The following is a 20985-nucleotide window of genomic DNA, read 5'->3' on the forward strand; positions in this document are numbered from 1 at the left end:
CTTTCTATTTGAATAACTAACCTGAGTCTTATTTCACTAAACCTTCTAACGGTTTTAATTGATCCATATTTATATTAGAGCTTTTTAGCAGTGAAATCATATTCATAATATTATTCGGATTCATATCATCTCCTAGAATTCTAACTACTGCAAATCCATTTTCTCTCTTTTTGGCAAAAAGGATAAACTCATCGATATGGTTCTCGTCACCAACAAAGCTAACTGTTGCAGCATCTTTTCCTGAACCTACTTTCATCAACTCTTGATACTCTTTATTCTTTAAAATAGCCGTTATCTTTTGGCTTTCAACATCGTATTGTGCTTTATTATTTTCGTCTAGTTTAAAAGCCAATATATTCATTTTGTCAAATGAAGCCAAAGCTGTTTTTTGCTCTGGGGTCAGTTTTATTTTATCTTTATTGATAAAACTAGACGAAAGATCAAGCTCAATAAACCCAGGCTTACTCGAATTATCAACAAAATACTTTTGGAGTGTGGGTTCTCTATTACAACTTAATAGCAAGAGTGAAGCCAAAATAGCGGTTAAATAAACTACTACTCTCATGAACTTATTTTTTACCTTTTGAAGCTTTTTTCAAATCATCACCACCAGGCAATTTCATTTTATCGGTCAATACCGATAGCTCATTTAAGTCAAAGTCTCCCGTTAAAGACATTAAAACAGTTTCTTCGTTCCCTGAGCCTTCAATAAACATCATTAGTTCTTTGATTTGAGAATCAGAAGCCCCTGATTTTACAAATATTTTTACGCTTTTCCCTTTTTCATTAATTTTCATTAACTCTTCTAAAGAAGCTGTTTTAATGTATTTATCCGAAATGGCTTTCATCTCATCCGCTTTCTTGTCACTTTTGGTAACAAACACTCTCAAATTATCAAGCTTTTTGATTAGATTCACATATTGTTGTGTCTCTTTATCATCCACTTTCATTTTGCTTAAAAGTGAAAACATTTTTTTGTTAACCACGATTGAAGTTATCCCTTCTTGGTCTTCAAATTTATCGAAAACCGTTTGTGCAAAAAAGGTATTTGCACTTAATACTAATACTAAACTTAAAATTAATTTTCTCATGATTTCTGATTGTTATTTTTTAAAAATTCTGTTTTTTGATTGTTCATATTCATTTAAATAGCTCATACTTCCTATGCCTTTATTTACATGTTCTGAAATAATAGCCAATGCTTTTTGTGTTTCTCTAAAGGCTACTTCAGGATCATCAATAGTACCTAAATCATTGGATTTGGGTTGATTAAAATAATGGTATGTAAACAAACTCACACCAAGTAAAACCACCACAGAAGCGGCAACAGATAACCAAACTACGCTATTGCGTTTCTTAGTGTTTAATGGAATCGTTGCGTTGAACTGTTCTTGTTTTGTTTGAACGACATAACCAAATAGGGGTTGGTATTGTTTCAAAGGCGGAGCAACATCTGATGAAGCAAAGTACTCTTTTAATTCCTTTTCTTCAGCAATACTGGTTTCTGCCTCGAAGTATTTTTCTATTAATTTTTCTATTCTATCCAATGCCATAATGATGTGTTTTTATCATTTTTTCTCTAATCACTTTTCTTGCTCTTGATAATGCCGTACGAATAGCTTGCTCATTCATATCTAAAACTTGACTAATCTCCTCAAACTCCATTTCTTCAATATCTCGCATTTGCACTATTAGCTTTTGTTGTTCAGGCAACTCATTCATTATTTTTTCTACCCAATACCAAGTATCACTATCCTCTACTTTTTGTTGCAAACTTGCTTCCCTATCCGTAAAATTATTGTGAACAATTTTCATGTTACTGGCGCGTTTCGATTTTAATTGATCTAAACAATAGTTTTTAGTCATGGTCATCGCAACCGCTTCAACACTTTTATATTCGTCTAAACTTTCATTCCTATTCCACAATTTTACCAAAACTTCTTGAGTAGCATCTTCGGCTTCTTCTGTGCTCACGAGTAATCGTTTTGCCACTCGGAAGAGTTTATCCTTAAACGGATTCACCAATTGCATAAACTCATTTTGATTCATTGAAACTACTCTTAGTTAGTGGTTATATAGCCTAGACGAGACTCCTTTTTATTTGTTACAAACAAAATGATATTATTAATCTAAACTTAGTAAATTTACGTTTATTAAAACAAATCGCTGCTATGAGAAAAATTGTTGTTGCTTCATTACTGCTATTCTTATTTACTGCTCCTATTGGATGTACTGATATGAATGACAATGCTGTTCCAGATAGTTTAGAAATTAAAGACTTTGTTTGGAAAGGAATGAACTTATACTATCTCTGGCAAGCGGATGTTCCTGATTTATCAGACACTCGTTTTGCTAATCAAGGTGAATTAAATACCTATCTAACTCCATTTGCTTCTCCTTCTGATTTATTTAAATCATTGCTTTACCAACAAAATGTTATAGATAAATTTAGTCGAATTACCAGTGATTACACGGTTCTGGAAGGAGTTCTAGCTGGCAATACTTTAAATAACGGCATGGACTATGGCTTACGCTATAAGTCAGGAAGCTCTGGCCCTGTTTTTGGTTGGGTTCATTATGTGCTGCCTAATACCGATGCCGCTGCTAAAAATGTACAACGTGGTACTATTTTCTATGCTGTAAATGGTACTCCTTTATACCAAACCGCTACAGATAACAACCTCTCGCTGTTAAATGCTACTACCTACACCATCAACCTAGCCGATTATGACAATGGCAATATTACTCCGAATGGGCAATCGATAACGCTAACTAAAACAGATGTTGCTGAAAACCCTATTTTTATCAATACAGTGATTACCCATGGAACCCACAATATTGGGTATTTGATGTACAATGGTTTTTATCCTAGCTATGATGATCAATTGAATACCATGTTTGGTAATTTTGCGGCTCAAAACGTAACCGATTTGGTATTGGATTTACGCTATAATTCAGGAGGTTCCATCAATACTGCTGTGAAATTAGCGAGTATGATTACGGGACAATTTAGCGGACAATTATTTGCTAGCCAACAATGGAATGCTAAAGCACAAGCCTATTATCTCAACAATAATCCAGGTTCTTTAGAAAATAGATTCATCGGGGGATTGAATGGTTTGCACCTCAACAAAGTATACGTTTTAACTACCAAAGCTACTGCCTCTGCTAGTGAATTGGTCATAAACTGTTTGAAACCTTATATCAATGTAGTGCAAATTGGCGACATCACTACTGGAAAAAATGTAGGATCGGTTACTTTATATGACTCTCCTACTTTTGGTAAATCGGATGCGAATCCTAATCATAAATATGCCATGCAGCCTATCGTATTAAAGATTGTAAATAAAAACGGTTTTGGCGATTACACCTCAGGGATTACTCCTACTAATTTGCTTCCTGAAAACTTTAATAACATGGGAGTTTTGGGAAGTACCGATGAACCTCTCTTTAATGCTGCCTATAACCTAATTATAGCCAGTGGCAAAATGTTACCTCAAGTGCCAAGTGTTATTGAACGTGACTTTAGCAATGCTAAGACTATGATTCCTATGGGCACCGACATGTATTTGAATCATAAATAAGACTATAACAACAGTTAACCCTAAATGGAAGAAAAAATCCTATTCTACGAAGAACAAAAATTCAAACAATGGTGGCTTTGGCTACTACTTATAGGCCTTAATGGGATATTTTTGTTTGGTATATACCAACAAATCGTTGAAAAAGTACCTTTCGGGGATAACCCCACTAGTGATAGCGGATTGTATATTGGCTTTGGACTGATGCTTTTGTTAACCCTTATGTTTGGTTTTATAAAACTACAAACCCAAATTAAAAGTGATGGGGTGTATGTGCGATTTTACCCTTTCCGAATTCAATACCGAAAATATACTTGGGATAACCTCAACAAACTATACGTTAGAAAATACAGCCCTATCACAGAATATGGTGGTTGGGGCATCCGATATGGTCTTTTTGGTGCTGGAGAAGCCTTAAACGTTTCCGGAAACCAAGGATTGCAATTGGTTACAACCAACAATGCTGCTCTATTAATAGGCACTAATAAACCCGAGGCACTAAAAGAAGTTTTAACGCAAATTGGACAATACAAACCGTAATCACAAATAGTACATTGACCAACTTGCAGTCAAACAAAAGCTAAAAAAGGTTCAATCCTTACTTACTATTATCACAAAAGCACTCTTAGGGGTGCTTTTTTTATTCTTACAAAAATTTAAACTCTTTTTTAAGCATAAAAAAGCATGTTTCGTAAGAATAATCAATTACAAAATATCATTATTATGCACATGTTTTGTTCGGGTTTTGTTCGGGTTTTGTTCGTAGTTGTACTACCCTAAATAGCCTTTTACCGAACAAATCCAAAACATGACTCGAACAAAGCTCCTTTGAGACTATACCTTTCTTACAAAAAAGAGAGTAAAAGAGAGAGTATCATGCTTATCAAAAAAGGCTAACCTCTCGGTTAGCCTTTTCTTAATCTATAAAATAATAGTCAATCCTAGTTTAAAGTTTCGTCCTCTGGTGGAGTAGCCTAAATTCTCTACAAAAGCTTCGTTGAAAATATTAGTAGCAGCACCAAAAACAGTCAAACGGCTTTTGATAAGTTCGTATTTTACCAAAGCATTCACCAATTGATAAGACCCTAATTGAGTGGTTAAGACTCCAAACGTATTCGCATCATAAAAAGCATCTTTCCTAGCATCAAAATACTGGTAACTCACGTTGAATAAGGTTCGGGATGTGGGGTGAAAATCGATACTGGCGTTGGCTTTGTGTTTTGGAATTAATCGGTCTAGTACTTCATCTACTTGGGTGAAAGTATAGTTTCCGTTCAAGTTTAGTCTTGACGTTAGGGCAATGTTCAACGACGTTTCTATTCCTTTGGCTTTTGTTTTTCCGTCTACGTTTATGTAATAGGCTGCAAAAGTGGTGGGGTTATAATAAAAATCGATAGCATTGTTTTGATCACGGTAGAAAGCTACGGCATTGAACTTTACTTTTTTGTTGATTAACTCGGTTTCAAAGCCTGCCTCTATGGTGGAGTTGGCTTCAGGTGTTAAGTTAGCGTTGCCGAATTCCGAATAGAGTTGGTACAAACTTGGCGTGATATAAGCCGTGCTGTAAGAAGCCAAAACTTTCAAAGGAAAGCTGGTTTTAAAATTGAATGACGGATTAAAATTGGCTACCCAATTATTGCCATAAGCACTATGATTGTCCAAACGAATACCGGTGTTGATATTTAATCCAAAATCAAGATTGTATACAAAAGTGGTGTAACCATCTAAGATGTTGAACTTGGTGTTTTTGTTGTCTATAGTGCTATAAGGCGTTTGGCTCAACATATCATGAAACTGATAATTGACACCCACAATAACAGTAAACTCGTTGCTAAAACTGTATTTGTTAAAAGCATCTACCACGATACTTCGAGAACCATAAGACGAATAATCAGTGCCTGAAGTATAAGAATTGAATTCACTATAATCGCGATTGATTTTGGTAAACCCGGCATTTAGGACCAATTCGCCATGACGGTATTGGTATTTTGGCACGAATCCAAAACGGATTTGCTCTGAAGTAGTTTTGTTCACATTAGTATCGTCAAAACCTGTATTGTCAAAAGGCAAATCGTAAGCATTTTTGATTCTGTCGTAATTCCCAAAGAAGTTCAAAGTTAGTTTCTCTGTAGCTTTAAAACCTAATTTCGTTAAAAGATTCTGTCTAGAAAAAGGATCCTTTTCATAGTTAGCAGCCGAATTAGGTTCAGCAATTTGAGACATGCCTTTGGTTTCGGTACTATTGAATCCAGCAAAGTAATTGACTTTTTGGTAGGTGCCATTTACTGAAAGCCCTTGGTTGAAATCTTGTCCGTTGTATTTAGAATTGTCTGCCGTATTATTGGAACCAATATTCACATAAGCATTCCCTTGGATTTCCTTTTTAGAAGCTTTTTTTAAGGTGATGTTAATCACTCCGGTAGCAGCTCCTGTACCATAAAGTGTGCTGGCAGCTCCTTTCATGATTTCGATGCTCTCTACTTGTTCTACAGGCAGTAAACGCAAATCATATTCAAGAGTAATTCCCGAGGCATCCGTTACTGGAATCCCATCAATCAAAATTAAAACTTGTCTGTTTTTACCACCTCGAATGTAGTAGCCTAAGTTTTTCCCGTTAGCCGATTGGTTTCCGTTGATTTCAACGCCGCTAACTTCGGATAGTACGGTGGCTAAGCTTTGCCCTGACTTTCTTTCTAAATCTTTAGCCGTTATGACCTCAATTACTTTTCCTGATTTTTCTTTGCTTTGTGCAAATTTGGTGTCCGAAACCACCACTTCTTTTAACGAATTCACTTTGGTAGAATCCTTTTCTTGCGCATAGACACAAGAGTTTAGCAAGGCTATTATAGCCACTGCTCTTACTGTTTTTTTCATTTAAATTAATACTACAATCAAAAACTTTAAAATCTTTGTGAATCTCTAATTTTTCTCTGTGAAACTCTGCGAAATAAAAAAATTACACAGAGATACACGAAGTAGCCCAGAGATACACAGAGAGAAAAACATGTCTTTTAAACCTTTTGATTAATTACCATTGTGGGAGAAAAGTATAGAATTTACCCATACCCAAACCTTTTTTCCCGAAAGTTTGTTACTCGATGAACTAGGCAGGTCTCCTGGCTTGCGTCTTGTTGTTGACCTTCTCATCCCGAAAATAGGACAATGGTTTTGTAGATAACAACAAGCTTAATAGCTTACAGTTGCGGGAACAGCTTTGGATTTGAACCAAATTCCCTTTTAATGCGATTTTGAAAAACAGAAATCGCAACCTTAATTCGAGGGCAAATATAACATAGAAAACGGAAATAACTTGAAAATATTTTCTTAGCTTTACAACATCCTTTAATCCTATGATTATGAAAAAGTTAGTACTATTACTTTTATTTTCCAATTTTGCTATTTCGCAAACAGGTGTGGAAATTAGATTGGTTAATTCGAATGTTGGAACACCACAATGTGATTATTTTTTCAATGATTGGTTGTGCAACACCACAAATGATACAGGTTTAAATGCTATTTTAAGTAATTATACCGTTACTTATTTCAGGACTTATGAAGCTCATCCTTATCCTCCTTATCAAGGTAAAATCTTTGGTTTTAATGGAACTTATCCTGCTCAGTTAATTACTGATTTGAGAGCTTATTCAAGTGTTGTTGCATCGGCTAGATATACTTATGGCGGATTTAGTGATGCTTTATATGTTCAGTTTGTTAGTGCTGGCAGTATTTATCAGACTGGTTCAATAGGAAATGTAGTCGTAACAAATGATGCTGTTTTAAATCAGATTTTCCAGACTTATAATGTCTTTTATTACTCATCCACTAATGCTGTTGTATGCGATTGTGATGCAATTGACCTAAAATCAGCACTTGATAATTATACTGCGGTAATTGCCTCCACCCAATTTGTACAAGGAACAGTGCTCTCTAATCCGCAATTTCAAAAACCAAAAGCTATCATTTCACCCAATCCATTTTCATATAATTTTGATATTCAAACAGAGCAAACCATCACCAACTATTCTATAACAGATGTTATGGGAAAAACAATAGTTTCAACATCATCAAAATCAAATTTAGATAATCAATCTTCGCAATTAAGTGCTGGAATGTATATCTTGAATCTTAATTTTGATAACGGACAGACAGCCAATTATAAATTGATTAAAAAATAAAAAAGATTTTTTAGGGTTTCCTTTTACCTTTGCATCACTTGCAAAGCATCCTTATGAAATCTATTATATCAAAAATTCTATTCTCTTTCTTTCTTGTCTTTCTTTTCAGTTGCAAAAGCGAAACAAAACCAGAAGCGGTAGTGGCTCCTCAAAATGAAGTACACTATGCCAAAGGTTTTTCGATAGTTAACTATGAAGGGTATTCAATAGTAACGGTAAAGAATCCTTGGCCAAAAGCTACTAAAACCTACCTATACATCCTCAAAGAAAAAGACGGAATTGTTCCAGATAGTTTGAAACAAAACATCATTATCCCGGTTCCCATCAAAACCATAGTCGTTACCTCAACCACGCACATTCCTTCTTTGGAGATGTTGGATGAAGTGAATTCACTTGTGGGTTTTCCTCATTGCGATTATATTTCTTCTGAAAAAGTGAGAGCGCGTATTGAAGCTAAAAAAGTCAAAGAACTCGGCAACAACCATGACTTAAATACCGAAGTCCTACTCGATTTACAACCCAATGTAATTATTGGCTACGGCATTGACAACAATAATCCCACGTTGGACAATTTGGAGAAAAGCGGTCTCAAAGTCATGTTGAATGGCGATTGGAACGAAGAAAACCCTCTAGGAAAAGCCGAATGGATTAAGTTTTTCGGAGCCTTATTTGGCAAACAAAAATTAGCCGATGAACTCTTTACTAAAATTGAAAAAGATTATTTGAAAACCATTGACATTGCCAAAAGAGCGACCACTACTCCCACTATTTTAGCTGGCGATATGTTCGAAGATCATTGGTATTTGCCCAAAGGCACCAGCTGGGGTAGTTTGCTTTTAAAACAAGCTAAGTCTGATTATTTGTGGAAAGAAACTACAGGAACGGGAAGTTTGTCTTTATCCTTTGAAACCGTATTGGAAAAAGCACAAAACGCAGATGTTTGGATTACTTCAGGACAATTTTCTACCTTAAAAGAGATGACGGATTCTAATCCACATTACGGTCAATTCAAAGCTTTTCAAAATAATAATGTATATTCGTTCAGTGGCAAAAAAGGAACAACCGGTGGTATTCTGTATTATGAACTGGCTCCTAACAGACCTGATATAGTGCTGAAAGATTTAGTAAAAATATTGCATCCTGAATTGTTGATTGGTTACAAGCCTTTCTTTTTTGAAAAATTAAAATAAAACACCTCAATTTGTCATTCCGAAGTATGAGGAATCTCGAGATTCTTCCTTCGTCAGAAAGACAAAATCATTAAGTAATAAATGTCTAAAAACCGAAATACACTTTTATTTTCCATTTTAGCCTTGGCTTTATTGTTCACTTTGCTATTGAACATTTCCATGGGACAAGTGGCTATTCCAGTGAAAGAAGTTTTTAAGAGTTTGTTTGGAGGTCATGCTTCCAAAGAGACTTGGGACTATATCATTCTTAATTTTCGGTTACCCAAAGCGATTACGGCGGTATTAGTCGGTATCGGACTTTCAGTTTCTGGTTTATTGATGCAGACCTTATTTCGAAACCCTTTGGCGGGTCCTTATGTGTTGGGTTTAAGTTCGGGTTCGAGTTTGGGAGTGGCTTTTGTGATTCTAGGCGCTGGATTTCTACCTGCCGTATTTTCACAGTTTTTATTGTCCTCTTACGGAATCATTTTAGCGTCTTGCTTAGGAAGTTTAGCGGTTTTACTGATGATCTTAATTGTTTCTCAACGCTTGCGTGATACTATGTCTATTTTGATTGTGGGGTTGATGTTTAGCAGTTTTACTAGTGCTATTGTTAGTGTCTTTACCTATTTCAGTTCGGCAGAGCAATTACAGAAATACACCTTTTGGTCTATGGGAAGTATTGGCAATTTATCTTGGCAAAACATATCCATTTTAGCTTTTGCTATTTTTATTGGATTACTATTTAGCTTGCTTTCCTTAAAATCTTTAGATGCTTTATTGCTAGGAGAAAACTATGCCAAAAGTATGGGGTTGGATATCAAAAAAGCTCGTTACCTAATTATTTTTGCCACCAGTGTTTTAGCAGGAAGCATCACTGCCTTTGCTGGACCGATTGCCTTTATTGGTTTAGCTGTTCCTCATTTAGTAAAACTAGTTTTCAAAACCAGTAACCATAGCACTTTATTTGTTGGGACACTTTTTGTTGGTGCTATTATCATGTTATTTTGTGATACGGTTTCCCAAATGCCAGGTTTTGATTTTACTTTACCGATTAATGCTATAACTTCCATCATTGGAGCTCCAGTGGTCATATGGTTGATTGTTAGAAAAAAAAGTATATCGTAAATTTAAAACACATAGAAACATAGTATTTATTTTAAAATGATAACACAAAAATATCTTGACGAGTTAACCTATGAAGTTATTGGTTCTGCTATTGAAGTGCACAAAACAATGGGAAGAGGTTTGCTTGAAAGTGTTTATCATTTGTGTATGCAAGAAGAGTTACATCATAGAAAAATAAAATTTTTGACAGAGAAAAAAGTCCCGTTGATTTATAAAGACAAACCGCTAATGGTAGATTTTAGATGTGATTTATTTGTAGAAAACTGTTTAGTAATAGAACTTAAATCGGTACAACAACTTAATCCTATATTTGAAGCGCAGCTTCAAACCTATATGAAACTTCTAAAAGCACCTAAAGGAATATTAATCAATTTTAATTGTTCCAATATTTTTAAAGAAGGTCAAAAAACCATAGTTAATGAATATTTTAAAAAATTATCGTTAGAATAAAAAAACTATGTCCCTATGTGTTTAAAATAAAATATGAATTCAGAAAAAAAAATAATAAGTACTTCTAATTTAAGCATTGGGTATCACACCAAAGGGCAACATACTATTATTGCTGAGAATTTGAATCTTACCCTATCCTCAGGACAGCTCATTGCTTTAGTGGGCGCCAACGGTATTGGAAAATCTACTTTATTGCGAACCTTAACAGGGATTCAGAAACCTATAGCTGGAAGTGTCAACTTGAACGATAAAAACATTACTTCCTTTGGTAGCTTAGCTTTGGCACAAAATTTAAGTTTGGTGTTGACCGATAAATTACCGCCAAGCAACCTTACTGTTTTTGAATTGATTGCTTTAGGAAGACAGCCTTATACAAATTGGTTAGGAAAACTATCAGCAGCCGATTTAGACAAAATACATCAAGCGATTGCTCTGACCCATATTGAACATTTGGTTAACAAAATACATCATGAAATCAGTGACGGTCAATTACAGATTGTTTTAATTGCTAGAGCCTTGGCACAAGACACACCGCTAATTGTTTTAGATGAACCTACTACCCACTTGGATTTGCATCATAAAGTAGCAGTTTTTAAATTGCTAAAAAAACTATCACAAGAAACCAACAAGTGCATTCTTTTTTCTACGCATGATATTGATTTGGCGATACAACTTTCGGATGAAATGATTGTCATGACGGAAAAGCATGTGGTTCAAGACCAACCCTGTAATTTGATTACTAAAGGTGTTTTTAGTACGCTATTTAAAGACGATGCCATTTCTTTTGATGGTGAAAAGGGAAAGTTTGTTATTTCAAACTAATCTGTCTTTTCGCTTCACCAACTACAAACGCCACTGAATTAGCTATGTTATAACTTCGGATTAAGCTGGACATAGGAATTGTTAAGTGATTCACGAATTGCGCTAAAACTTCTTGACTCAAACCTACACTTTCTTTACCAAAAACCAACCAATCGCCATCTTGAAACTCGGCTTCATAAATTGATTTGGTTGCATGAGAACTCATTAGAAAAACTCTGGTTTTATCTGGAATTTGTGTTATCCATTCATCTACATTTTGGTATTGATGCCAATCGAGATGTACCCAATAATCCAAACCAGAACGCTTTAGATTAGCATCGGTAATTTTGAAACCAAACGGATGAATTAAGTGCAATCGACTTTCTGTACCCACACTGAGTCGGCCAATATTACCAGTATTGTTTGGAATTTCAGGTTCTACTAATACGATGTTGAGCATAATTTATTCGTTTATTTGAAAAGAAGCCACTTCTACTACTTCTCCGGCTTTTAAGTTTTGCAAATGTATATTTCCCACTCGAATTCTAACTAATCTTAGTGTTGGAAATCCAACTGCAGCAGTCATTTTTCTGACTTGACGAAATTTACCTTCCGTTAAGATTATCGAAACCCAGCTAGTTGGTCCGTGCCGTTCGTCTCTAATTCTTCTACCCTCGCCTATGCAGTCAGGAAGTTGAGTAATGAGTTTAGCATCGCATTTTTTGGTGGTGTACCTAATGCCTTTGAAGCCAATTTCAACGCCGTTTTTTAATTGATTAACAGCTTCTTCTGTAATTATTCCATCTACTTGGGCATAATATTCTTTTTCGACGGTTTTGCTTCTTACGATTTCACTCATCATACCATCAGTGGTCAGCAACAATAATCCTTCTGAATCTTCATCTAAGCGACCAATAGCCATCGTCCCTTCTGGAAAAGGATACAATTCTCCTAGCAACTTTTTAGGTCGCTTTTTCTCGTAAATGAATTGGCTCAAATACCCGTGAGGCTTGTGAATAAGGAAGTGATAGTGCATGAATTTTATTTGAAACAAAAATACATTTTTCAAATAGTGAATTTCAATTTAATGCTTATTTTTACAAAAAACATATTCTCATAATGTCGGATTCGTTATACATCATTCTTGCTTTCATCATCGCCTTAGCCATTGGCATTTTTATTGGAAAAACGCTTTTTGCAGCCAATTCTAAATCGGACAAAGCTTCCTTGGAAGAAAAAATAAACGGCTTGTTGCAGCAAATTGAGCAACTTAAAAACCAAGTCAATCAAACGGCACAGGAACGTGAAAACATTAGAACCGAAAAAGAATCATTAGCTATTCAACTATCAAAAAAAGAAACCGATTTTGAAAATCTTTGGGAACGCAACAAAGAACAAAAAGAGGAAGTCGAAAAACTACAAGAGAAATTTACCAAAGAATTTGAAAATTTGGCCAACAAAATCCTTGAAGAAAAAACCGTTAAGTTCACCGAACAAAACAAAGAAAACCTTAAAAACATTTTGACGCCGCTTCAAGATAAAATTCAATTATTTGAAAAGAAAGTCGAAGACACTCATAAAGAAAGTATTGATTATCATGCTGCTTTGCGCCAACAAATCTTAGGCTTACGTGAAATGAACGAGCAGATGAGTAAAGAAACTTTGAACCTTACCAAAGCATTAAAAGGCGACAGTAAAATGCAAGGGAATTGGGGAGAGTTGATTTTGGAGAGAGTCCTTGAAAAATCAGGATTAGAAAAAGGTCGGGAATATGAAGTACAACAAAGCTTTGTGACTGAAGAAGGCAATCGTGTTTTCCCAGATGTAGTAATCAATTTACCAGATGGCAAGAAAATGGTAGTGGATTCAAAAGTGACTTTGACTGCCTATGAACGCTATATTAATTCGGAAGATGAAACGGAGAAAACGCAACATTTAAAAGAACACGTAATGTCATTAAAACGTCACGTAGATCAATTGAGTGAAAAGAACTATCAGGATTTATACCAAATGGAAAGCCCTGATTTTGTATTGCTTTTTATTCCGATTGAATCCGCTTTTGCTTTGGCATTGAATGAAGATACATCGCTTTACAATAAAGCTTTTGAAAAGAATATTGTAATCGTTACGCCTTCTACCCTTTTAGCCACTTTGCGAACTATTGATAGCATGTGGACGAATCAAAAACAACAAGAAAATGCTTTAGAAATTGCTCGACAAGCAGGTGCTTTGTATGATAAGTTTGAAGGTTTTGTTGGTGATTTGGTAAAAATCGGCAAAAAGATGGATGAAGCAAAAATCGAGTATCAAGGTGCCATGAACAAGCTAGTGGATGGTAAAGGAAATTTGGTTACCAGTGTAGAAAAACTCAAAAAAATGGGAGCCAAAGCCAAGAAAGCCTTACCTGAAAATATTTTAACCCGAGCTGAAAAAGATGAGTGATTTATTTAAAACCGTAAAATCTTCTAAAATTACTATTTCCCAATTGATGTTGCCCTCGCATACTAATTTCAGCGGTAAAATTCATGGAGGTTATATCTTGTCTTTGCTGGATCAAATTGCTTTTGCATGTGCTTCTAAATTCTCGGGGCATTATTGTGTTACTGCTTCTGTAGATACGGTTGATTTTTTGAGTCCGATAGACGTTGGCGAATTAGTTACCATGAAAGCTAGCGTCAATTATGTAGGCAAAAGTTCGATGATTGTTGGCATCCGTGTGGAAGCTGAAAACATTCAAACCGGAAAAGTAAAACATTGCAACTCTAGTTACTTTACCATGGTAGCCAAAGATGAGCAAGAAAACAATGTTTTGGTTCCTGGGTTAATTTTATCAAGCGATGAAGAAATCAGACGTTTTTGTAATGGCATCAAGCAAATCAGTTTGAAAAAAGATAAAAATCAGCATGAAAAAGCTTTTGATTATAAATCGGAAACCGCTCTTGAATCTCTTAAATCCTATCGAACTAAACTAGAAAATTTTTAAATTTTATTTATACTATTCTTAATAAAATTAAATATTCCTCAGAGTAATAGTTTTATTGTTACGACGTTACGTTTTTTTTATTATTTTTGGTTTGCATTTTTAAAACTCATGAAAAAAAACTACCTCTTCTTTGTTGCCTCCATATTGTTGTTAAGCGTTGTTATTGCCTGTTCTTCTGATAATGATGACCAATATATTCCTATAGATACCTTACCAATTGCTACCGATGATGTTGTCAGCAGTAACTTAACCCAACCTGAAGTGATCTCCATTTTAGCAAATGACACTAATGGAGATGTAGTTGTAGCTTCTTCAGTAAGTATAGTTGGCGGAACGGATACCGATGCTAATGGAACTTTAGACCAATTGGTTGTTCCCAATCAAGGAACATGGAGTGTAAATGCCATAACTGGCGTACTAACTTTTACACCAATAGCGACCTTTACTGGTAATCCAACTCAAATTTCCTATACGGTAAAAGATGCTCAAAATAATGTTTCTAATGCTGCATTAGTAACTATAAATGCGGTTCCGATTGTAACGGCAGATTTAACTCAGGTTCCATTCACAAAGCTATCTGATTACCATTTCTTTATTGGTGACATTAAAAATTTAGTACCATCGTTAAACGTTATTCCGTTTGAACCTGCTAGTGGTTTATTCACCGATTATGCTTTGAAAAAAAGATTTATTTGGATGCCTGCTGGTGTAAAAGCGACTTACAACACTGATGGTAAAGTACTCAATTTCCCAGTTGGAACAGTGCTTATAAAGAATTTTTATTACAATACTATTCAGCCCGGTAACACGACTAAGATAATTGAAACTCGATTGATGGTACTAAAATCAGATCGTTGGTATTTTTATGAATATTTATGGAATGATGCGCAAACTGATGCTCTCTTAGAAACGGGAGCTGACTTTGAAAATGGCGGTGTAAAAACCTTTACTTTCCAAAAACCAAATAACGAAATAGTTACTGTAAACTATAGAATTCCATCAGAATCTGAATGTTATGCTTGTCATAAAATAAATGAAGTAAGAACACCAATTGGGATTAAGCCTCAAAACATTAATCATAATTTCAACTATGCAGAAGGAAGTAAGAATCAATTACAAAAATTGGTGGAACAAGGTTACTTAGAAAACTATCCTACTTCCATTGTTTCCACTGTAGATTATCATGACACCACACAATCAATAGATTTACGATTCCGATCTTATATTGATGCCAATTGTGCACATTGTCATCAAGATTTGGGACGTTGTGATTATCGAGCTTTGAGACTTAGTTTTTCTTTAACCACAAACAATACTCTTGTTGGAGTTTGTGTACAGGCCGACGAACCAATAAGTCCTACACTACAAAAACTAATTTTGCCGGGTAATGCTAGTAAATCAGTAATGAATTACAGATTAAACTCTAATGTAGAAAGCGAGAGGATGCCATTATTAGGAAGAACAATTGTTCACGACGAAGGTGTAGCCCTCGTTCAAGAATGGATAAATTCTTTAACGCAAACTTGCAATTAAACCAACCTAACAAAATATAAAATGAAACAAAAATTACTCTTTTTATTACTAGTAACTACTACCATTGTATCAGCGCAAACGGATTGTAGTAGTGCGTTACCATTAAGTTTAAACAGCACAAACACTGCGCCTGCATTCACCAATGAAACTGGTGTACCCCCAACTAATTATTGTGGATTGAATACTGGGGCTCTAAAGGGAAAATGGTACAAATACATCCCTACTCAAAACATCAATGTTACCGTCTCTACGGTTTTGGCTCAAAACAGCAATACAGACACCAGAGTTATAGTTTATTCTGGAGATTGTACAGTACTTATGTGTGTAGCTTCTAATGATGATTATAACGGGGGGCTTGGATCACAAGTATCTTTTAATGTTACTACTGGCAACACTTACACCATAGTTTTTGATAACAAATATAGTTCCGCAGGTTTTGACTTTACCCTTATGCAGTCACCAGCACCAGCACCAGATAGATTATCATTCACTTCACAACCCGTTTCAGGTATTGCTGGCACTTATTACAACTGCGTAGTTGATATGAATGGAGATTATAAAGATGATATTGTTTCTGCGATAGATGCTACTCATTTAGCCATAACCTACCAACAAACAGGAGGAACTTTCAACACCACAACCTTTACCGTTCCTAACACTACAATACTTCCATCATGGAGTATTGCTGCGGGAGATTATGATAATAATGGATATAATGATTTAATTTATGGTTCTGGAAGCGGAGTGTGTTTTTTAAAAGCGAATAGTGATGGAACTGGATATACTTCTGATAGAAAATCACAATCCTATTTAGTACAACGTTCTAATTTTGTTGATATTAATAATGACGGTAAGTTAGATGCTTTTACTTGTGATGACAACTCACCTAACCGATACTATTTAAACGATGGCACAACTTTAAATCACAATCAAGGAGGTCTTGGAGATTTTCCAACTGGTGGTAATTATGGTTCTATTTGGTTTGATTATAATAATGATGGTAAACTTGATATGTTCATTGCAAAATGCGGTCAAGGCGGATCTGGAGTTGGAGGTAATATCAACCAAATGTATAAAAACAATGGTGATGGAACGTATATTAATGAAGCAGCAGCCGCTAATTTAGCCGATCCAGAACAAACATGGTCGTCAGCAGTTGGCGATTTTAACAATGACGGATGGATGGATATTGTTGTTGGTGTTAACTCTACCTCTAATGGCAACACAAATGTAAAACGAAATAATGGTGACGGAACATTTACAAGTGTAACCACAGGTTCTGGTTATGATACTATAACAGCAATGGGAAGAGAGTATGTAGCTCATGATTTTGACAATGATGGTAATTTAGATGTTTTAGGATCTGGAAATACTATAATGTTTGGTGACGGTAATTTTCATTTCACACCAAACCCTAACACTTATCCTTTAGATGCATATAACAAACCTGTTGGAGATTTGAATAATGATGGCTTTTTAGATATACAAAGCAACGGTTCAGTATTATTCAATAACGGAAATAGTAATAAATGGCTAAAAATAAATCTGCAAGGAATACAAAGTAACCGAAACGGAATTGGGGCTAGAATTGAAATCTATGGTGCTTTTGGCAAACAAATAAGAGATGTTCAAAGTGGCACTGGATTCAGAAATATGAGTACCTTGAATACCCATTTTGGTTTAGGCAGCAATACTGTAGTAACTCAAATGATCGTAAGATGGCCTTCAGGTGTTGTAGATACGGTAAACAACATTACAGCAAATCAAACAGTTTTAGTAGTAGAAGGTAGTACTTTAGCAGTTAGCTCATTTAACAATAATGAGTTCACTATATATCCAAATCCAGTTAAAAACAATATTAACATTGTCTTGAATGCCTCAAGTTCTGTTGCGTTAAAAACAGCACAAGTTTTCGATTTAAATGGAAGAATCGTACTTGAAACAGCAGTAACTAATCTTACTGTAAATGTGGAAAAACTGTCTATTGGAACTTACATCTTATTATTAAAAGATGAGCAAGGAAAACACTATACTGAAAAGTTCATAAAAGAATAACTTACTTTACAATCTTTAAAAAAGTCCCTTTTTGAAATTTCAAAAAGGGACTTTTTTATAACGTTACTTTTTCAAAAGAATTTAGTTTGTCAATGTGAAGCATGGTTTTGCTTTGGTTGTCACTTCGGGAAAACATGGGGAGAAATTTGGCTCCAAATACAATTTCTTCAAATGAATAAGAGGCTCTTTTAACAACAGTCGTACTAAACATATCATCGAAAACCTTTAGAAAAATCAAAACCTCACCATTAATATTCTCGAAATCCTCTTTGGTTAAATTGTACAACGGACTATTTTCGGTAATGGGATGTACTAATGTCCAACTCAAATCCAAGGCATTAATTTTGGATAACTCTAAGTCCAAAGTGTAAAACTTATTTACCAAAACTCCACCTTCTTCTAGTTTCATTCCTAAAGTTACTTTGGCTTCTGCCTCTGTCAAATTAGTGTTTTTAAAGGGCGTAAGTCTAAGCATTAAAGCCGTTCCTTTTTGATAAGGTGCAATTAAAGCATTATGCGAAAATTTAATGTGAGCTTTGGGTTTGCTAAATCTTCCGTAAAACAAACCTGTTGCAATAGCAAAACTCAACAACCCAAATAAGGCTTCTACTGCAGCTACAAAACTAGTAGCAAATCCAGTTGGACTAATATGTCCATAACCAACCGTCGTAAAAGTTTGTATACTAAAGAAAAAAGCTTCGCCAAATTTATCCAAGCTGGTAACCGCAGTCATCCCGTTTAAGTGTTCAACACCCACAGCATAATAAAGGCTAGCAAAAACAAAGTTTACCGAAAAATAAAATGACACGATAATGACCAAGAATTTCCATCGCGGTATGTTCAGCATCGTATGATACCAACTGATACTTTCAAACAAACCAATTCCTGATTTCTTAACATTGGCATCGCCCTTTTTAGTAAAAAATCGCTCACCGTAACTAGAGGCGTTAATTCCAAAACCAGTGTTTGAATCCGATTTTGCTTTGCTATTTATTTTTTTTAAAAACTGCATAAATTGTTGTCTTTTTAAATGGGTCTTTCCATTACGAAGTCGTCCATAACATATCCATTACCAATATCAATAACTTCCTCAAAGCTAACGGAAAAACCAATCCTTTCATAAAAACGGGTGGCTATATTTTTTTTATTTACATTCAAAACCAACCCCTTTTGATGACGATTTTTTGCTTCATTGGCAATATAATCTATAAGCTGGTTTCCAATTCCTTTACCTTGTTGAGAGGTTAGAATATAGATTTTATGAATTTTAGTTTTAGGCTTTTTACCATAATTGAATTCATAGGAAGCAAAGCCTACTACATTTTCGTTTTCTTTTGCCAAAATAAAATAATTTTTCTTAGCACCCGATTGAAGTTGCAACGAGGAAACACTATACATCATTTCCATCATATAGTCCAATTGAGCTTGACTTAAAATAGCACCATAAGCTACAGGCCAAACTTCTTTGGCAATAGCTCTGACAGCTTCAAAATGGTCATCTCGATTTCTCTCTATTACTATCATTTTATCTATTTTTCCACATTTTCTCATATTGAGCAATCCAATCTTCTACCGTTATTTTAGCTACCAGTTGGCCAATAAATTCATAAGGAATGGTATCCAACTTCTTAAAACGCAAACATCCTTTCCCCATATCAATTTTGGTTGTACTGTGTTTTGGATATTCGGCAACAAACCAATCCAATAACTCTTTATTGGCGTAAACACCCATATGATAAAGGGCAATAAAGTTCTTTTGAGAAGCTAAATTGATAAAAGGGAGAGGCAATTTTGGATTACAATGATATCCGTTGGGATAGATGCTGTGAGGCACAACATACCCTAACATACCATAACTCATTACTTCTTCAAAACCTTTTGGAAGATTGTCCTTAATTGTTTTCCGAAGTTTGTTCATGGCTTCTTTTCTTTCTTCAGGGAGTTCCAACAAGTATTGCTCGGGGTTTAGTGCTTTAGATTGCATAGTTTTGAATTTTGTTTCTCAAAAATAGAAATAATTTTATAGATTTACCTATTGAATTTTATTACAAGTATATGTCTAAAAGTCCGTTAAGAAAAGATAAAACCTGCTTAAATTGTAGACACGTTGTTGACCAAAGATACTGCCCTAACTGTGGTCAAGAAAATACGGATACTCGAAAAACATTTCATCATCTTTTTATTCACTTCTTTGAAGATTTAACGCACTACGAAAATGCGTTTTGGAAAACTATAAAAAACTTATTGTTCCGTCCTTCTTCGTTAACTAAAGAATATCTTTCGGGTAAGCGTCTTTCTTATTTAGCTCCAGTTCGACTGTATATTTTCATCAGTTTTGTAACCTTTTTTTTAGTGGCCGTTCTTCCCAATGCCAGTGAAAACTTAGTGAATATAAATCAAACTAAAACTACATCAACCGTTGAGAATAACAAAGTCAAAATTGATACTATTGGTAACAAGACCATAGGTTTAAAAGAGCTTTTGTCAAAAGGAGATGCAGCCGACTCATTAGATAATAATAAAAATAAAGAAGAAGATCATTTTATCAATATGGGGTATAAATCAGTTAAAGAGTTAGATTCCCTTCAAAAATATGGCAAGAAAAAAGACCGATTAGATCCTGTTGAGTATTGGATAACCCGAAAAATTCAGAATGTAAACGACCATAATACCAGAGCAGAAATTGTAGAAAAGCTTTTTGAATCTGCAAGTCATAATTTTCCAAAAGTATTACTGATTTACATGCCGCTTTTTGCTTTCTTCCTTTGGTTGTTTCATGGCAAAAAACGTTGGTATTATTTTGATCATGGAATCTTTACCTTGCATTATTTTTCATTCCTCCTCTTGATTTATTTAATCATGTTTCTTTCATCAAGTACCCTTTCCTTATTTGGAGAAGCAAGAATAATTATCATTATCAAAGGGATTGTCAGATTCATAGGTTCCATTTGGATGTTCTATTACTTTTTCCCAGCGCATCATCGATTTTATGGAGAAACCCGATGGATTTCTTTCTTCAAAAGTATTACGTTGTTCTTTATTAACATGATTTTTATCATTATTATACTTGCGTTATTTTTTATATATACTCTAATTAACATTCATTAATA

The 20985-nt window shown here is 34.8% G+C and carries 22 protein-coding genes and 1 riboswitch; of the genes, 12 read left to right on the plus strand and 10 right to left on the minus strand.

The window, feature by feature from the left end:
* Positions 1 to 28 precede the first annotated feature (28 nt).
* Genes OLM53_RS05680 through OLM53_RS05695 form a run of 4 tightly spaced genes read right to left on the minus strand, consistent with a single transcriptional unit; the run spans position 29 to position 2049 of the window.
* On the minus strand, positions 29 to 565 hold the full coding sequence (locus tag OLM53_RS05680; RefSeq protein WP_264522075.1) for a DUF4252 domain-containing protein: 537 nt from the start codon (positions 563 to 565) through the stop codon (positions 29 to 31).
* A gap of 4 nt (positions 566 to 569) precedes the next feature.
* Complete coding sequence (locus tag OLM53_RS05685) at positions 570 to 1091, minus strand: DUF4252 domain-containing protein (protein WP_264522076.1); 522 nt, start codon at positions 1089 to 1091, stop codon at positions 570 to 572.
* 12 nt (positions 1092 to 1103) lie between these two features.
* A complete protein-coding gene (locus tag OLM53_RS05690; protein WP_264522077.1) occupies positions 1104 to 1553 on the minus strand; it encodes a hypothetical protein in 450 nt (149 codons plus the stop codon).
* Positions 1540 to 2049 carry an RNA polymerase sigma factor gene (locus OLM53_RS05695; RefSeq protein ID WP_264522078.1) on the minus strand — a complete coding sequence of 170 codons (510 nt, stop codon included), beginning with the start codon at positions 2047 to 2049 and terminating at the stop codon, positions 1540 to 1542. The genes OLM53_RS05690 and OLM53_RS05695 overlap by 14 nt, the downstream gene beginning before the upstream one ends.
* A 122-nt stretch (positions 2050 to 2171) precedes the next feature.
* Between OLM53_RS05695 and OLM53_RS05700 the strand changes: the two genes are divergently transcribed.
* Entirely contained in the window at positions 2172 to 3584 is a 1413-nt protein-coding gene (locus OLM53_RS05700) for a S41 family peptidase (protein ID WP_264522079.1), read from the plus strand.
* Positions 3585 to 3608: 24 nt separating this feature from the next.
* A complete protein-coding gene (locus OLM53_RS05705; protein ID WP_264522080.1) occupies positions 3609 to 4121 on the plus strand; it encodes a hypothetical protein in 513 nt (170 codons plus the stop codon).
* Positions 4122 to 4502: 381 nt separating this feature from the next.
* On the opposite strand, the gene OLM53_RS05710 is transcribed toward OLM53_RS05705, so the two are convergent.
* The gene (locus tag OLM53_RS05710; protein WP_264522081.1) at positions 4503 to 6455 is read right to left on the minus strand and encodes a TonB-dependent receptor plug domain-containing protein; all 1953 of its coding nucleotides are present in this window, start codon (positions 6453 to 6455) and stop codon (positions 4503 to 4505) included.
* Positions 6456 to 6669: 214 nt separating this feature from the next.
* Positions 6670 to 6869: riboswitch (cobalamin riboswitch) on the minus strand.
* Positions 6870 to 6937: 68 nt separating this feature from the next.
* Between OLM53_RS05710 and OLM53_RS05715 the strand changes: the two genes are divergently transcribed.
* The 5 genes from OLM53_RS05715 (at position 6938) to OLM53_RS05735 (ending at position 11325) form a co-directional block, all read left to right on the plus strand.
* Positions 6938 to 7756 (plus strand): T9SS type A sorting domain-containing protein, encoded by an 819-nt coding sequence (locus OLM53_RS05715; RefSeq protein WP_264522082.1) that lies wholly within the window; start codon positions 6938 to 6940, stop codon positions 7754 to 7756.
* A gap of 53 nt (positions 7757 to 7809) precedes the next feature.
* Positions 7810 to 8946: an ABC transporter substrate-binding protein gene (locus OLM53_RS05720; protein ID WP_264522083.1), complete on the plus strand. Its 1137-nt coding sequence runs from the start codon at positions 7810 to 7812 to the stop codon at positions 8944 to 8946.
* Positions 8947 to 9027: 81 nt separating this feature from the next.
* Complete coding sequence (locus OLM53_RS05725; RefSeq protein WP_264522084.1) at positions 9028 to 10053, plus strand: iron ABC transporter permease; 1026 nt, start codon at positions 9028 to 9030, stop codon at positions 10051 to 10053.
* A gap of 36 nt (positions 10054 to 10089) precedes the next feature.
* A complete protein-coding gene (locus OLM53_RS05730; protein ID WP_264522085.1) occupies positions 10090 to 10503 on the plus strand; it encodes a GxxExxY protein in 414 nt (137 codons plus the stop codon).
* A gap of 33 nt (positions 10504 to 10536) precedes the next feature.
* Positions 10537 to 11325 (plus strand): ABC transporter ATP-binding protein, encoded by a 789-nt coding sequence (locus tag OLM53_RS05735; protein WP_264522086.1) that lies wholly within the window; start codon positions 10537 to 10539, stop codon positions 11323 to 11325.
* On the opposite strand, the gene OLM53_RS05740 is transcribed toward OLM53_RS05735, so the two are convergent.
* Together OLM53_RS05740 and OLM53_RS05745 are read right to left on the minus strand one after the other, a co-directional pair.
* The gene (locus OLM53_RS05740) at positions 11312 to 11764 is read right to left on the minus strand and encodes a tRNA (cytidine(34)-2'-O)-methyltransferase (protein ID WP_264522087.1); all 453 of its coding nucleotides are present in this window, start codon (positions 11762 to 11764) and stop codon (positions 11312 to 11314) included. The two genes, OLM53_RS05735 and OLM53_RS05740, sit on opposite strands and share 14 nt — an antisense overlap.
* A 3-nt stretch (positions 11765 to 11767) precedes the next feature.
* A complete protein-coding gene (locus OLM53_RS05745; RefSeq protein WP_264522088.1) occupies positions 11768 to 12340 on the minus strand; it encodes a pseudouridine synthase in 573 nt (190 codons plus the stop codon).
* Between the two features lie 83 nt (positions 12341 to 12423).
* Between OLM53_RS05745 and rmuC the strand changes: the two genes are divergently transcribed.
* The 4 genes from rmuC to OLM53_RS05765 all read left to right on the plus strand — a co-directional run bounded on the left by rmuC (position 12424) and on the right by OLM53_RS05765 (position 17875).
* Positions 12424 to 13746 (plus strand): DNA recombination protein RmuC, encoded by a 1323-nt coding sequence (gene rmuC, locus OLM53_RS05750; protein ID WP_264522089.1) that lies wholly within the window; start codon positions 12424 to 12426, stop codon positions 13744 to 13746.
* The gene (locus tag OLM53_RS05755) at positions 13739 to 14287 is read left to right on the plus strand and encodes an acyl-CoA thioesterase (RefSeq protein WP_264522090.1); all 549 of its coding nucleotides are present in this window, start codon (positions 13739 to 13741) and stop codon (positions 14285 to 14287) included. Before rmuC ends, OLM53_RS05755 begins: the two co-directional genes overlap by 8 nt.
* Before the next feature lie 108 nt (positions 14288 to 14395).
* The gene (locus tag OLM53_RS05760; RefSeq protein WP_264522091.1) at positions 14396 to 15820 is read left to right on the plus strand and encodes an Ig-like domain-containing protein; all 1425 of its coding nucleotides are present in this window, start codon (positions 14396 to 14398) and stop codon (positions 15818 to 15820) included.
* A gap of 21 nt (positions 15821 to 15841) precedes the next feature.
* Positions 15842 to 17875, plus strand: coding sequence for a CRTAC1 family protein (locus OLM53_RS05765; protein WP_264522092.1), 2034 nt, complete (start codon positions 15842 to 15844; stop codon positions 17873 to 17875).
* 55 nt (positions 17876 to 17930) lie between these two features.
* On the opposite strand, the gene OLM53_RS05770 is transcribed toward OLM53_RS05765, so the two are convergent.
* Genes OLM53_RS05770 through OLM53_RS05780 form a run of 3 tightly spaced genes read right to left on the minus strand, consistent with a single transcriptional unit; the run spans position 17931 to position 19859 of the window.
* Entirely contained in the window at positions 17931 to 18887 is a 957-nt protein-coding gene (locus OLM53_RS05770; RefSeq protein WP_264522093.1) for an ion channel, read from the minus strand.
* Between the two features lie 14 nt (positions 18888 to 18901).
* Positions 18902 to 19399, minus strand: coding sequence for a GNAT family N-acetyltransferase (locus tag OLM53_RS05775; RefSeq protein WP_264522094.1), 498 nt, complete (start codon positions 19397 to 19399; stop codon positions 18902 to 18904).
* A 1-nt stretch (position 19400) separates the two neighbouring features.
* Positions 19401 to 19859 (minus strand): DUF1801 domain-containing protein, encoded by a 459-nt coding sequence (locus OLM53_RS05780; RefSeq protein ID WP_264522095.1) that lies wholly within the window; start codon positions 19857 to 19859, stop codon positions 19401 to 19403.
* 71 nt (positions 19860 to 19930) lie between these two features.
* Here OLM53_RS05780 and OLM53_RS05785 point away from each other — a divergent pair, with 71 nt between their 5' ends.
* Positions 19931 to 20983, plus strand: a complete 1053-nt coding sequence (locus OLM53_RS05785; RefSeq protein WP_264522096.1) for a DUF3667 domain-containing protein — start codon at positions 19931 to 19933, stop codon at positions 20981 to 20983.
* The last annotated feature ends 2 nt before the right edge of the window (positions 20984 to 20985 follow it).

Source organism: Flavobacterium sp. N1994, from assembly GCF_025947145.1.
GTDB lineage: Bacteria > Bacteroidota > Bacteroidia > Flavobacteriales > Flavobacteriaceae > Flavobacterium.

Coding starts and splice junctions, on each gene's coding strand:
- OLM53_RS05680 (WP_264522075.1), bottom strand. CDS start 565: ATGAGAGTAGTAGTTTATTTAACCGCTATTTTGGCTTCACTCTTGCTA.
- OLM53_RS05685 (WP_264522076.1), bottom strand. CDS start 1,091: ATGAGAAAATTAATTTTAAGTTTAGTATTAGTATTAAGTGCAAATACC.
- OLM53_RS05690 (WP_264522077.1), bottom strand. CDS start 1,553: ATGGCATTGGATAGAATAGAAAAATTAATAGAAAAATACTTCGAGGCA.
- OLM53_RS05695 (WP_264522078.1), bottom strand. CDS start 2,049: ATGAATCAAAATGAGTTTATGCAATTGGTGAATCCGTTTAAGGATAAA.
- OLM53_RS05700 (WP_264522079.1), top strand. CDS start 2,172: ATGAGAAAAATTGTTGTTGCTTCATTACTGCTATTCTTATTTACTGCT.
- OLM53_RS05705 (WP_264522080.1), top strand. CDS start 3,609: ATGGAAGAAAAAATCCTATTCTACGAAGAACAAAAATTCAAACAATGG.
- OLM53_RS05710 (WP_264522081.1), bottom strand. CDS start 6,455: ATGAAAAAAACAGTAAGAGCAGTGGCTATAATAGCCTTGCTAAACTCT.
- OLM53_RS05715 (WP_264522082.1), top strand. CDS start 6,938: ATGAAAAAGTTAGTACTATTACTTTTATTTTCCAATTTTGCTATTTCG.
- OLM53_RS05720 (WP_264522083.1), top strand. CDS start 7,810: ATGAAATCTATTATATCAAAAATTCTATTCTCTTTCTTTCTTGTCTTT.
- OLM53_RS05725 (WP_264522084.1), top strand. CDS start 9,028: ATGTCTAAAAACCGAAATACACTTTTATTTTCCATTTTAGCCTTGGCT.
- OLM53_RS05730 (WP_264522085.1), top strand. CDS start 10,090: ATGATAACACAAAAATATCTTGACGAGTTAACCTATGAAGTTATTGGT.
- OLM53_RS05735 (WP_264522086.1), top strand. CDS start 10,537: ATGAATTCAGAAAAAAAAATAATAAGTACTTCTAATTTAAGCATTGGG.
- OLM53_RS05740 (WP_264522087.1), bottom strand. CDS start 11,764: ATGCTCAACATCGTATTAGTAGAACCTGAAATTCCAAACAATACTGGT.
- OLM53_RS05745 (WP_264522088.1), bottom strand. CDS start 12,340: ATGCACTATCACTTCCTTATTCACAAGCCTCACGGGTATTTGAGCCAA.
- rmuC (WP_264522089.1), top strand. CDS start 12,424: ATGTCGGATTCGTTATACATCATTCTTGCTTTCATCATCGCCTTAGCC.
- OLM53_RS05755 (WP_264522090.1), top strand. CDS start 13,739: ATGAGTGATTTATTTAAAACCGTAAAATCTTCTAAAATTACTATTTCC.
- OLM53_RS05760 (WP_264522091.1), top strand. CDS start 14,396: ATGAAAAAAAACTACCTCTTCTTTGTTGCCTCCATATTGTTGTTAAGC.
- OLM53_RS05765 (WP_264522092.1), top strand. CDS start 15,842: ATGAAACAAAAATTACTCTTTTTATTACTAGTAACTACTACCATTGTA.
- OLM53_RS05770 (WP_264522093.1), bottom strand. CDS start 18,887: ATGCAGTTTTTAAAAAAAATAAATAGCAAAGCAAAATCGGATTCAAAC.
- OLM53_RS05775 (WP_264522094.1), bottom strand. CDS start 19,399: ATGATAGTAATAGAGAGAAATCGAGATGACCATTTTGAAGCTGTCAGA.
- OLM53_RS05780 (WP_264522095.1), bottom strand. CDS start 19,859: ATGCAATCTAAAGCACTAAACCCCGAGCAATACTTGTTGGAACTCCCT.
- OLM53_RS05785 (WP_264522096.1), top strand. CDS start 19,931: ATGTCTAAAAGTCCGTTAAGAAAAGATAAAACCTGCTTAAATTGTAGA.